Below are 11,785 nucleotides of genomic sequence, written 5' to 3' on the forward strand. Positions count from 1 at the left end.
GCCAGGCAGGCTGACGGGGCGCCGTCGTCGCTTCGCGGCACGCGCAGTGGTTTGGACCACATGGCACATCGGGGTGACAATGAGACCAGTCGGTTTCCCGACACCCGAAGAAAGGGGCAGAACCCATGGCCGAAGACAGAGTCGTCCTCGTCGGAGTGGATGGATCACCTGAGTCGCTGGGAGCGGTGGACTGGGCAGTCGCCCGTGCCGCCCGCGAGGGATGGCGCGTCCACATCCTGTGTGCCTACTCGCTGCCATCCTTCACGACGGCGTCGCTGGACGGCGGTTACGCGGCTCTCGATGACACCGCGATCCGCTCCGGCGCCCAGGCGGTCGTTGATGAGGCAGTCAGCCGCGTTCAGGGACGTGGCGTGACCGTGACCAGCTCGCTGGAGACCGGAGACCCCGCCGGGGTCCTGGTGGACCTGTCCAGCGAGGCTGTCTTGTCCGTCGTTGGTACGCGTGGTGGCGGCGGATTCGCCGACCGTCTGCTGGGCACGGTCTCCTCGGCGCTGCCGGCACACGCCCACTGCCCGACGGTCGTCGTCCCGCGCCACACCGAGGGCGCGGAGTACACGCCGGTCAAGCGCATCGTCGTCGGCGTCGACGGCTCGGACTCGGCCCGCAAGGCCCTCAAGTGCGCCGTCGTGGAGGCTGAGGCCTGGGGCGCGGAGCTGACGGCAGTAGCTGCGGTGCCGATGGCCTCGGGAGCGGGAGCCCTAGCCTGGCTGCCTGCCGCCGTGGACCGCGATCAGGTCTTGGCGGACGTGCGCAGTGGTCTGGACCGGGCTGTTGCCGAGGCGGTCGAGGGCCACCCGGGCGTCACGGTGCGTCGCCACGCCCTGGACGGCAACGCCGCCCAGCTCATGAGCGAGTTCTCGACGGCGGTCGACCTCGTTGTCGTCGGCTCGCGTGGACGCGGTGGCTTCTCCGGGCTGCTGCTGGGCTCGACCAGCCAGGGCGTGCTCTCGCACGCTGCGTGCCCGGTCATGGTGGTGCCCTCGCGTACCCGGGACGACCACTTTGAGGTCGCGCGCAACGCCGGTACGCCGTGGGGTCGCGCCTAAAGAAACAGGCCTGACCTGCGTGGTGCCCGGGGACGCGGTTCCCGGGCACCACGTGCGTCCTGGTAGGGTGGGGACCCGCAAGCCCTCGTAGCTCAGGGGATAGAGCACCGCTCTCCTAAAGCGGGTGTCGATGGTTCGAATCCATTCGGGGGCACGACTAAACCCTCGTATCTCAAGGAAAAGCACTTCTTGAGAGCGAGGGTTGCTGCGTGCCGGAGCGCTGAATGAGGCGTTTATCGGTCCGTTTTGCCGGGGAGTCGCCCTCGACGGACGCGGTGGTGCCGTTATGTTGGTGATATGACGCCTTCACTCTTCTCATTCGGCCGTAACCGTCGCAAGACGCAGGCCCGTGCGGCAGAGCAGAAGGACGTCGGTGGCTCCAGCAGGCCGGTCGAGACCGACGAGGCTGCGGCCCCGACGCATGAGGCCGCGCCGCACGAGGACGCCATGCAGGAGGACCGTGCTGGCCAGGCGCAGGAGCGCACTGACCAGCCGGTGCCTGGCGGCGAGGACGGCGTGCCTGGCCCTGCGCAGCGCCCGCTTTCCGAGCTCTCTGCGCCCACGAGCCACGCCCACCCCTCCGGGCGGCCCGGTGAGGCGGTCCTGGAGGAGGCCCTTGCGCGCTGGCGTGAGGAGCTGGTGGACCTGGGCGGGGTAGCAAGCCTGGATGACATCACGCTCCTGGAGGGAGTCGTTGACCTCACGGCCGCCCACCCCTCGGGCCTGGCGCAGCTCTACGCCGGCCGCCCCACCCACCTGTCCAGCCTCGTGCGTGAGCGCAGCGCCCTCGGTGTGGCGCGCCAGTCCCTGCGCGAGGTCGCCGGGCGCACTGATCTTCTGGCCCGCCAGTTCGGTGTCGCGCCGGTCTACCTGGCGCTCGGGGTGGCCTCCTGGAGCGAGGCAGTGCCGACCACGGATGCTGATGATCCTGGGCTGGCCGAGCAGGCCGAGCCCCTTGACGTGGCCGAGCCGGCTGAGAGCGCCGGCGACCAGGGGGAGCAGGCGCAGGCCGTGGCAGCGGGCCTGACTCGCACCATCAACGCCCCGGTCCTGTTGCGGCCGGTGCGCCTGGCCTCCACCGGCGGCGACGCCGCCCTGACCCTCGGGCCCTCGATCGAGGTCAACCCCGTGGTCACCCGTGCGCTGCGTTCGGCTGGGTGCCGGACCGACGTCGACGCCGTTGCCCGCGCCTCGCTGTCCGAGCTCGGTTTCACCCCACGCGCCGCGCTCACGCGGCTGGGCTCCCTCGGACGCCAGTTCCTGCCGGACTTTGAGATCCATGAGCGGCTCGTCGTCGGCGCCTTCGTGCACCCCGGCCAGGCCCTGGTGGAGGACTTTGACGCCACCATCGAGCGGGCCCGGGCCTCAGCCCTGGTGGCGGCGCTGGCCGGGGACCCTGACGCGCAGGCCGCCCTGGCCCTGCCGCTGGAGCAGGCCGACGGCGTGGACCGGGACCCGGCACTGGAGCGCGGTGTCGGCGACCTGGACGTGGCTCAGCTCGATGCCGTCGAGGCTGTGAGCACCGGAGCCTCCCTCCTCCTGGACGCCCCGCCCGGCTCCGACGTGGTTGACACGCTGGCCGCCGTGCTCGCGGACGCCGCTGCCTCCGGACGCACGGTCCTGCACGTGCCGGCCACCGGAGCGGACGGGCACGCCGTGGCGCAGGTACTGCGCGAGCAGGGGCTGGGGGACCTCGTCGTCGATCTGACCGAGGACGCCGGATGGCGGCTGCACGCCGCGCAGTCCATCAAGAACTCCCTCGGCGTGGAGCCCCCGGTACTGGACGTGACCGGGATCCTTGGCCTGCGTGAGCGGCTGGGCGAGGTGCGTGAGCGCCTGACCTCCTCGCTGGAGGCACTCCATGTGCCCCGCCAGCCGTGGGGGGTCTCCGCCTACGAGGCGCTGCAGCACCTGGCTGAGTTCACCACCGGTCGCTCCCGCAGCCGCACCGGGGCACGCGTGGAGTGGGGGATGCTGGAACGCCTGGATGAGGAGGGCCTGGACCAGGCCCGCACGCTCCTTCACCGTGCTCACGCCCTGGAGCTGCTGACGCCTAGCACGGCGAGCTCGGCCTGGAACGGCGTCACGGTGGCTGACATCGACCAGGCCACTGACGCTCTGAGCCGGCTTGCCGAGCTTGCTGACGAGCTGCTGCCGGCCATCGAGAAGGACGCTCCCCTGGTGGCCGAGCAGTGCGGCCTTTCCCGGGCGCTGACCCTGACGCAGTGGTGCGCCCAGCTGGAGCTGCTCGACGGGCTGCGCGACTCCCTGGACGTCTTTGTCCCCGCCGTCTTCGAGCGTTCGGCAGCGGATATGGTCATTGCGACGGCGACCCGCCAGTGGCGTGAGGAGCGCTCCATCGAGATGTCGGGAGCCACTCGCCGCCGCTTCATCAAGCAGGCCAAGGACCTGGTGCGCCCTGGCCGCCCGGTGGAGGACCTCCACGCTGAGCTGGTCAAGGTCCAGCACCGTCGCGAGGCCTGGCGCTTGTACGAGCCCACGAGCGGCTGGCCGGAGCTTCCTGCAGGTCTGGACGGCATGCAGGCCACGGCCAGGCGGGCCAAGCAGGCTGTGGAGGAGCTGCAGCCCATGCTTGCCACGGCCGACGACGTCCCGGACCTGATGGGTCTGGCCCTGCCCCTGCTCCTCGGGCGCGTGCGGGCCCTGGCGGACGACGACGTCACGGCGCAGAAGCTCCCGGAGATCAACCGGGTCATGGGTCAGCTCGGCGAGCTCGGCCTGGGCGAGCTCGTGGCCGATCTCGCCTCGCGCGGCGTGGACGAGCAGGACCTGGACACTGAGCTGGAGTACTGCTGGTGGACCTCGCTGCTGGCGCATCTGCTGGGCACGGATCCTGACCTTGCCGGGCTCGACTCGGGAGTGCTGGCCGAGCGTCAGGCCCGTCTGCGCGAGCTGGACGCCGAGCAGTCGGCGTCCCTGGCCGGGCCGGTGGCCCAGGCCTACGCCCGTCGGGTGCGCTCAGCGGTCGAGGCGGACAAGGAAGCCGCCCGGGCGCTGTACGTGGCGCTCTCGCGTGACGACGGCGTGCCGCTGCGGGAGATCCTGGCGGAGCACCCGCTGGCGATGGTGGTCAAGCCGGTGTGGATCGTCCCGCCCACGCTGGTCCCGCAGGTCCTCGATCCTCAGGCCCTGGTGGGCCTGGCAGTCCTCGACGCCAGCGCCCATATGCCGGTGTGCCAGGTGCTGCCGGCCTTCGTCAGGGCCGAGCAGGTGATCGTGGTCGGTGATCCCCGGCGTGAGCCCACGGGCCTGGCGGCCGAGCTGGGATCGCTGCTGCCCTCGGTCACGCTACCGACCACGCGCAACAGCCTGGACGCCCAGATCGCCTCCTTCCTGGCCACCCACGGCTACGACGACGTCGTGGAGGCGATCCCCTCGCCCCCAGGCTCGGCCCCGCTCAGCCTGGAGCTGGTGGACGGGCGTGGAATGCCGGCCCCTGGCCAGACGGCTGTGGAGTCGGTGCCGGCCGAGGTGGACCGCGTGGTGGACCTCGTGATCGACCACGCCCTGGCCCACCCCGAGCAGTCGCTGGGAGTGGTGGCCCTCAACGCCAGGCACGCCGAGCAGATTCGGCGCGCGACCACTGCGGCCGTGGTCGGCTCCCCGGCGCTGGAGGAGTTCTTCGCCGGTGGGATCGCCGAGCCCTTCGTGGTGGTGGACCTGTCCGAGGCGCGCTCACTGCGCCGTGACCACGTCATCCTCAGTGTGGGCTACGCCAAGACCCCGCATGGGCGGACGATCCACAGCTTCGGCGCTGTGTCCGAGCCGAGCGGGATGGTGAGCCTGGTGGAGGCGCTGTGCGCCTCGCGCGGGACCACTCAGGTGGTCTCCTGCCTCGCGCCGCAGGACATTGACCCGGAGCGTCTGCACGCCCCTGGGGCGCAGCTGCTCTACCAGCTCCTCGTGCGGGCCGCTGGCCTGGCGCAGGATGACGCCCAGGGAAGCCAGGAGTACCCCGATCCGTTGCTGGTGGACCTTGCTGAGCGTCTGTGGCGCAAGGGTCTGACGGTGGTACCTCGTTACGGCCTGGAGGGCGGCACGCGGATCCCGCTGGCGATCGGGCACCCGGACTATCCCGGTGAGCTCTTCGTCGCGGTGCTGACCGACGACGCCGACTATGTGGCGCAGAAGAGCCTGCGACGTCGTGACCGCCACTGGGTGGAGCGCCTGCGGCGTCGCGGGTGGCGGGTCTACACGGCCTTCTCTGTCTCGGTCTTTGTTGACCCGGAGGCTGAGGCCACCGCGATCGAGGACGAGGTGCTCGAGGTGCTTCGTGAGCGCGAGGCGGAGCGGGAGCGCTCCGAGCAGGTGGCGGCTGCGCCTCCGGCCGAGCTTGACATGGACGGCAGTGAGGAGACCGAGCCTGGCGAGGCCGAGCAGGAGGAGCGTGAGCCGGTGCGAGGGCTGCGGCCTCCGATCGCGCAAGGTTTGCCGCTACAGGCCTACTCTGACGATCAGCTGGATGATCTCGTGGCCTGGATCCGCTCCGACGGCGTCGAGCGCAGTGTTGAGGCCGAGGTCGAGGAGCTGCGTGCCACCCTGGCCCTGCTGCGTCGAGGCTCTGGCGTGGACGCGGTGCTCACCCACGCGGTTACGCGTTCGCGCGCCCAGGCCGATGACTGAGTCCGGGCGCTACGGCAGGCGCCGTCGCAGGGTAGTGGCCCTCTCCCAGGCGGACCAGGCGCGGGTAGCGCGTGGTGAGCTGCCTGAGGCTGCCGCTGAGGAGGAACGGCGTCGTCACGTGGACGCGCTCACGGACGCCCTCTCGCGTGCTGATGGTGCGGGCGATCATGCTAACGACGCTCGCCTGCTGCGTGACGTTCCCCCGCACTGGGGGTGAGCGGCGCCGGACGCCGCCTGCGCCAGCGCGGGTCCGCCTAGGAGACGGAGATGACGGTGCCCCCGCGACGATGGTGGTCGTCGCGGGGGCACCGTCCGTGAGCAGCGGCCCAGTGGCCGCCGGGCTCACTTCTTGTCGGCGAGCAGGTCGCGGATCTGGACGAGCAGCTCGGTCTCGGAGGGAGCCGGGACCTCGTCCGCGGCCTCGATCTCCTGGGCCTTGCGGGTGCGCTCCTTGAGCTTGTTCATCGGCAGGACCACGCAGAAGTAGATCGCGGCGGCCACCAGCAGGAAGTTGATTCCGGCGGTGATGATCGTGCCGGGCTGGATCGGGTCGGAGCCGTTGATCGAGAACTGGCCGACCGAGTTGAAGTTCGGCGAGCCGACCAGGGCGCCGATGATGTTGAGGAGGACCTTGGTGAGAGCCTCGACGATCGGGGCGAAAGCGCCGCCGATGATGACGGCGACGGCCAGGTCAATGACGTTGCCCTGGGCAATGAAGTCGCGGAAGCCCTTCAGCATGAGGGAGGCCTTTCGATGATCACGCCACCGTCAGGCGGCGTGGAAGTGTCTGGGTGACAGCGCCGTGGCAAGTGCCGTGCGGGCTGTGGGACTGAACTCAGGGACTGAGCACGATCCCGAGCGCGCCATGGGTGGCGGCTCCTACTACCAGGCTAGCCGTGCTGGCGGGAACGGCAAGAGTAATAAGTGGGACTGTGGCCCCACTGCTCCATCGATCACTGTTTCCTTCATGTTGCGTGAGCAGGACCCGCGCACCATCGCAGATGACCGTGGGTACCTCGGCGCCTGCGCCATCGCCTGCCTGCGGCGCCTCCGCCACGAGGTCGACGACGGCGCCGGGCCTGGCAAGCTCAGCGCCCACCTCCACCGGCACCTGGACCACGCGTTCGTGCGGCAGGAGGTCGGAGGTCAGCGACTGGCTGGTCATCGACGTCGTCAGCACCGTGCCCTCCTCCAAGGTGACGGCGGCGCGAGTCCCAACGACCTCGCCGTCGGCCAGCCCGGTGCGTGGCAGAGCGGCGACGGGCAGCTCGCGGCGGGCCAGGTCAGCGTCCTGGAGGACCTCACCGGCCACCACCTGGCGTGTGGTCACGATGACCTGCGCGACCTCACCCGGGCCAGGGCGCAGGAGCGTGAGCGTGACCAGCGCGGCGGCCCCGACGCACAGACCGACCACGAGGTGGCGCCAGCGCCACAGGAGGACGGAGGGGACAGGTCGTGGTGCGCGCTCCAGGGCGCGGTGACGGAGTGGAGTCATAGATCCAGGGTGGAGTGACGCCGTCGCTGGGCACCAGCAGGCCTGGTGAGTCCTGTGGAGGAGGGTGTCACGGCGCGTGCCTGTGGAGCCCGAGCGCTCGCGGCACCCGGTGGGTGCAGCGGCAGGCCCTCCCAGGTGAGGGCGGGCCGCGCGGGCAGGAGAGGCGAGCTGCGCCGTCGTCAGTGGGAGCCGGCCTGGAAGGCAGAGCCTTCGAGGAGGAACCACTGCTCGGGGGTGATGACGGCGTCGACCAGCTCGTCGTGAGACTCGGTGGGCAGGGGGCCGGTGACCAGCTCGTCGGAGTGGACCATGGCAAAGACCTGCACGCCCTGGGCCCGCAGTGGGAGCATCCGGTCGTACCAGCCGCCGCCCTGGCCCAGGCGCCGCCCGGCGCGGTCGACGGCGAGCGCAGGGATGATGAGGGCCTCGACCTTGCTGATCTCCTCAGGGGGCAGAGCCTGGCCGCTGGGCTCGGGAGGACGCCCTGGCGCGCGCTCGGCCAGGTCTGCCGAACCCTTGAAGTAGCCCCAGGAGCGTGCCAGGTGCGGGCCGAGGACGGGCAGGAGCACGCGCGTGCCCTGCTCGTACAGGCGGTCCAGCAGCAGGCGGGTGCACGGCTCGTGGGAGACCGAGACGTAGGCGGCCACCGAGCTCAGGGAGCCCACGGCCTCCAGCGCATGCTCGGTCAGGGCCTCGCACACGGCGTCGTGCCCGTGCTCGGGGTGACGGTGGTGCTGCCGCCGGTCGCGTCGCAGCAGACTGCGCAGTCCGTCCTTCGCGTCATCGACCTCCTGTCCCTCGGTGGTGGGGAGGTCACGCGCGTCGCAGCTCATGGCCCTATCCTCGCAGGTCCTGCGTGGCGGGCCGAACGGACATGCCCATCGGCTGGCCGCGGGCATGGTGCGCAGGCCTGCCGGGTACGCTGAGCGCTGTGGGGCGTCTTTGCCCACTACCGGTTGTCACACGGAGGCCATGATGAGAACGGTCGCGGAGCACCTGGCTGCCTGCCTGGATATCGCACAGGCGGCTGCGCCGCTCGACGTCGTCCTGCTTGACGCGGTGGGATGCGTCCTGGCCGAGGACGTGGTCGCGGACCTGGACCTGCCGGCGGTGGACCTGGCTGGTATCGATGGTTACGCGGTGGCCGTGGCGGATCTGGCCGGCGCCTCGGTCACGAGCGCAGTGACTCTGGAGGTCATGGACGCGGTGCGGGCGGGGGATATGCGGCCCACTCGGCTGGTGCCGGGCACGGCGATCCTCATCGACTCTGGTGCGCCCTTGCCGCTGGGGGCGGACGCCGTCGTGGCCTGGCAGGACACGGACCGCGGGACCTCGCGGGTCCAGGTGCGAGCTCAGGTCGAGGCCGGTGCCAATGTGCGTCAGCGCGCGGATGACGTGCGCGCTGGTGAGACGGTTCTGACCGAGGGTACGAGGATCTCGGCGCGGCACGTCGCTCTGGCGGCCGGGCTCGGGCGTCACCGCCTCAAGGTGCACCCCGCCCCGCGTGTGGTCATCGTGTCGATCGGTGACGAGATCGTGGAGCCGGGTGCGGCTCGTGAGCCCGGGGACGTCTTTGACGCCAACGGCCACGCTCTGGCCTCGGCCGTGGCAGACGCCGGAGGCCAGGCCTTCCGGGTGGCGGCAGTGCCGGACGAGCTGCGAGCGCTGAGCGAGACGATTGAGGACCAGCTGGTGCGTGCCGACGTCCTCATCACCACCGGAGGCTTGTCCGTGGGGCAGGGAGATACGGTCAAGGAGGTCCTGGCACCTCTGGGCTCAGTGCGTTTTGACGCCGTCGCCATGTCCCCGGGCCGACAGCTGGGTGTGGGCACCGTGGACGGCACCCCGATCTTCTGCCTGCCAGGAGACCCGGTGAGCGCGCAGATCGCCTTTGAGACCTTTGTCCGCCCGGTGCTGCGGCAGATCGCGGGGCGATCCTCCCTGCACCGCTCCTCCTTGCCCGCCAAGGTCGCTACCGGCTGGCACTCTCCGGCTCATCAGCGCCAGTTCGTGCCGGTCCACCTCAGTGGCTCGCCGAGCAAGGGGTACGTTGCTGAGCCGACGGTGCAGCCGGGCCGAGCCCAGCTGTCCGGACTGGCACGGGCCAACGCTATCGCGGTGGTGCCTGAGGAGACTCGGACGGTCGTGGCAGGGGACCTGCTGCACTGCCTCCTGCTTGACGCCTGAGTGCGAGACCAGGAACGAAGACGAGGACTCCTGACCGGACCAGGCTCTGTCGGCGACCGTGCCGTGCGGGGCGTGTGGGGCCTGTGTGACTGGCGTGATTCAGCTGTTGGGCACGTCCACTGTGACTGGCCGCTAGGTGTCCTCAACACGCCGTGTTCCTGCCGCCCCACGTGCGGTGGCCCGCATACGGTAGGCGCGTGGGAATCGAGATCTGGGCACTGATAGCGCTCGTCGCGGTTCTCGCCGTGTACCTGCTCCCGATACTGGTCGGACGCCGGGAGGTCCTGGGACACTCGCGGGTTGAGGATCGTTACTCCTCACAGCTACGGCTCCTGGCCGTGGGACCGCAGTCTCAGGCCGGAGGTGAGACCTGCCCCGAGGGTGGACACGCAGAGATCTTTCGACGACGACCGGAGGTCAGGGCGATGAACAGGCCTGCAGTCAGGAACGTGCGAGCCCTGCGCACTGAACGGGAGCTGGTGCGAGCCAAGAAGGCGCACGCACAGGCGCGAGAGCGCCGGCGAGCCGCGGCCTCACACCGGTCCGTTGTTGCCTGTGCCCTGGTGGGGGTGCTGCTCGGTGTGGGAGTCGTCGCGGCGCTGACGGTCCTGCCCTGGTGGCCCGCGCTGGTGCCAGGCGCGCTCCTGGCAGTGTCCATGGCGGCCGGACGCCGCGCTGCCCTGGCGGGGCAGGATGCCGAGCGCCGTGAGCGGCGTCGGATCGCGGAGCTGGAAGCTGAGCTGGAGCGCCTGGCCGGGCAGTCTTCGACGCAGGCGAAGGCCTTGGCGAGCTCGCAGAAGGTTGCTCAGGCAGAGGTGACCGCGTTGGCAGCCTCGGACAGTGCCGCTCTGACCGAGGTGGCTGATGAGGTACCGCCGGTCGCAGCTACCGCCACGGCGACTGCTGGCCGCGAGGAGCCGACGGCGGGCGAGTCTGCCCCGGTTCAGGCGGCGCGGGAGAGCGCCGTGGCGCTAAAGATCATGGCGACGCGGCCGGCTGCTCCGGTGGAGGAAACCGAGTCGAAGCCTGCCGCGGCCGCGCGCGAGGCCTCGACCCAGACACCGCCGCAGGGTTGGCACCCTGTGAAGGTGCCGGCGCCGACCTACACGCTGGTCGCTACGGCGCCCAGGCGTCGCGTGGAAGAGCTGGAGGAGACGGCTGCGCCGTCCGCGCCGGTGCCGATGCGGCCGAAGGCTGTGCGGAGCCTCGCCACCCGTGAGGTGGGGGAAGAGCTGCGTCAACCGATCGACCTGGATGCCATTCTCCAGCGCCGTCGCGCTGCGGGGGCCTGATCGATCAGATGTGGCAGCGACGCGGCTGGCAGCGACCGTGGCTCGCCTCACGGTATCTCAGGTTGCGGGTCTGGGCCCCGACGGTGCTACGATCGTCGGGCACCTGGGGCTATGGCGCAGTTGGTAGCGCGTCTCGTTCGCAATGAGAAGGTCGGGGGTTCGAATCCCCCTAGCTCCACCACTAGGACGTTCATTTTGATACGAAGTGAACGTCCTGTTTTTTATGCCATAAAACGTGGCGTTTCACCCTGTCGGGGTAGCTTCATGGGTTTCGGAAGTCTTCCTGGTTAGGTATTTGACTTATCGCTGGCTCGGCACAGTTTGTCAGATTTCCGGTAGCCTGGAAGGCTCCGAGAAGTAAGCTACAAGAAATATGTCCATCCGCCAAAAGCGTGCGAGTCGCTAAAACTTTGCGGTTTCACAGGATAGATCTATAACCTAGAGCGATCGTGGAGTAACTGTCCGAAGCCAGAGCTTCTAAATTAAGCAGTAAAAGTTTGTCACGTTTTTCGTAGACGTTCATTTCAAATCACCATTAATGGATGATTTGATTACCAAAAACAATTACTTACGTATAGCGATTGCTATACCTATCAATATGTGTAATGGAATTCTAGCTAATTTACTATATTTGTTTGCCTATATGGGCTCTTCAGAGTTGAGTGTGGGCGCGCCGGTGATGGGGGGTAGCTGGGGATAGGCGTCGAGGTCCTTGATGATGAGCGGACTTCTACGCCCGCTGATCTCAAGGACCTCGACGATGCCCGATCATCGTTGTGCATGCCCTGACGCGCTCGATCGCTGCGACCGGTGTGACTTCCTTCTGGACTTCCTGGGCCTTCATCTGGTGGCCGTCTCGAAGGCCCGGGCGGGACTGGTGCTCGAGGTGGAGTCCTGCGATCCAGTGGCCGGATGCCCCGGCTGCGGGGTTATCGCCACCGGTGACGGTCGGGTGGGGGTCGAGGTGATCGATGCTCCGTGGGTGGGCCGTCCGGTGCGGATCCGGTGGCGTAAGCGTCGCTGGATCTGTCTCGAGGGCGTCTGCGCGGTGACGACCTTCGTCGAGCAATCCGCAGGTCTGCGCTCCACGGGGCCTGCTA

Annotated in this window: 9 protein-coding genes and 2 tRNA genes; 8 read left to right on the top strand and 3 right to left on the bottom strand. The window is 69.3% G+C overall.

Annotated features, from left to right (window positions below):
• Positions 1 to 125 precede the first annotated feature (125 nt).
• The 4 genes from CYJ26_RS07710 to CYJ26_RS07725 all read left to right on the top strand — a co-directional run bounded on the left by CYJ26_RS07710 (position 126) and on the right by CYJ26_RS07725 (position 5,928).
• Positions 126 to 1,067, top strand: coding sequence for a universal stress protein (locus CYJ26_RS07710; RefSeq protein WP_006547586.1), 942 nt, complete (start codon positions 126 to 128; stop codon positions 1,065 to 1,067).
• Positions 1,068 to 1,148: 81 nt separating this feature from the next.
• Positions 1,149 to 1,221, top strand: a tRNA-Arg gene (locus CYJ26_RS07715).
• A 143-nt stretch (positions 1,222 to 1,364) separates the two neighbouring features.
• Positions 1,365 to 5,711 carry a DNA helicase gene (locus CYJ26_RS07720; RefSeq protein WP_101638236.1) on the top strand — a complete coding sequence of 1,449 codons (4,347 nt, stop codon included), beginning with the start codon at positions 1,365 to 1,367 and terminating at the stop codon, positions 5,709 to 5,711.
• Positions 5,704 to 5,928 carry a transcriptional regulator gene (locus CYJ26_RS07725; protein ID WP_229083279.1) on the top strand — a complete coding sequence of 75 codons (225 nt, stop codon included), beginning with the start codon at positions 5,704 to 5,706 and terminating at the stop codon, positions 5,926 to 5,928. The genes CYJ26_RS07720 and CYJ26_RS07725 overlap by 8 nt, the downstream gene beginning before the upstream one ends.
• Positions 5,929 to 6,053: 125 nt before the next feature.
• On the opposite strand, the gene mscL is transcribed toward CYJ26_RS07725, so the two are convergent.
• The 3 genes from mscL to CYJ26_RS07740 all read right to left on the bottom strand — a co-directional run bounded on the left by mscL (position 6,054) and on the right by CYJ26_RS07740 (position 8,039).
• Positions 6,054 to 6,449, bottom strand: a complete 396-nt coding sequence (gene mscL, locus CYJ26_RS07730; RefSeq protein ID WP_006547583.1) for a large conductance mechanosensitive channel protein MscL — start codon at positions 6,447 to 6,449, stop codon at positions 6,054 to 6,056.
• Positions 6,450 to 6,546: 97 nt separating this feature from the next.
• Positions 6,547 to 7,206, bottom strand: coding sequence for an SAF domain-containing protein (locus tag CYJ26_RS07735; protein WP_006547582.1), 660 nt, complete (start codon positions 7,204 to 7,206; stop codon positions 6,547 to 6,549).
• 179 nt (positions 7,207 to 7,385) lie between these two features.
• On the bottom strand, positions 7,386 to 8,039 hold the full coding sequence (locus CYJ26_RS07740) for a 5-formyltetrahydrofolate cyclo-ligase (protein WP_065425896.1): 654 nt from the start codon (positions 8,037 to 8,039) through the stop codon (positions 7,386 to 7,388).
• A gap of 142 nt (positions 8,040 to 8,181) precedes the next feature.
• On the opposite strand from CYJ26_RS07740, the gene CYJ26_RS07745 reads away from it, so the two are divergent.
• From CYJ26_RS07745 to CYJ26_RS07760, 4 genes are all read left to right on the top strand, one after another.
• Positions 8,182 to 9,393 carry a molybdopterin molybdotransferase MoeA gene (locus tag CYJ26_RS07745; protein WP_024035188.1) on the top strand — a complete coding sequence of 404 codons (1,212 nt, stop codon included), beginning with the start codon at positions 8,182 to 8,184 and terminating at the stop codon, positions 9,391 to 9,393.
• A 425-nt stretch (positions 9,394 to 9,818) separates the two neighbouring features.
• A complete protein-coding gene (locus CYJ26_RS07750) occupies positions 9,819 to 10,685 on the top strand; it encodes a flagellar biosynthesis protein FlhF (RefSeq protein WP_229083277.1) in 867 nt (288 codons plus the stop codon).
• 105 nt (positions 10,686 to 10,790) lie between these two features.
• Positions 10,791 to 10,866, top strand: a tRNA-Ala gene (locus CYJ26_RS07755).
• A gap of 579 nt (positions 10,867 to 11,445) precedes the next feature.
• The coding region (locus CYJ26_RS07760; RefSeq protein WP_219619546.1) for a transposase family protein at positions 11,446 to 11,785 on the top strand (340 nt) is incomplete at its 3' end.

It is taken from the genome of Actinomyces urogenitalis, from assembly GCF_002861525.1.
In the GTDB taxonomy this organism is placed as follows: Bacteria; Actinomycetota; Actinomycetes; order Actinomycetales; family Actinomycetaceae; genus Actinomyces; species Actinomyces urogenitalis.

Bases quoted from the DNA above. Each gene is read 5' to 3' on its own strand.
- mscL (WP_006547583.1), bottom strand. From the start codon at position 6,449: ATGCTGAAGGGCTTCCGCGACTTCATTGCCCAGGGCAACGTCATTGAC.
- CYJ26_RS07710 (WP_006547586.1), top strand. From the start codon at position 126: ATGGCCGAAGACAGAGTCGTCCTCGTCGGAGTGGATGGATCACCTGAG.
- CYJ26_RS07750 (WP_229083277.1), top strand. From the start codon at position 9,819: ATGAACAGGCCTGCAGTCAGGAACGTGCGAGCCCTGCGCACTGAACGG.
- CYJ26_RS07745 (WP_024035188.1), top strand. From the start codon at position 8,182: ATGAGAACGGTCGCGGAGCACCTGGCTGCCTGCCTGGATATCGCACAG.
- CYJ26_RS07725 (WP_229083279.1), top strand. From the start codon at position 5,704: ATGACTGAGTCCGGGCGCTACGGCAGGCGCCGTCGCAGGGTAGTGGCC.
- CYJ26_RS07740 (WP_065425896.1), bottom strand. From the start codon at position 8,039: ATGAGCTGCGACGCGCGTGACCTCCCCACCACCGAGGGACAGGAGGTC.
- CYJ26_RS07720 (WP_101638236.1), top strand. From the start codon at position 1,365: ATGACGCCTTCACTCTTCTCATTCGGCCGTAACCGTCGCAAGACGCAG.
- CYJ26_RS07735 (WP_006547582.1), bottom strand. From the start codon at position 7,206: ATGACTCCACTCCGTCACCGCGCCCTGGAGCGCGCACCACGACCTGTC.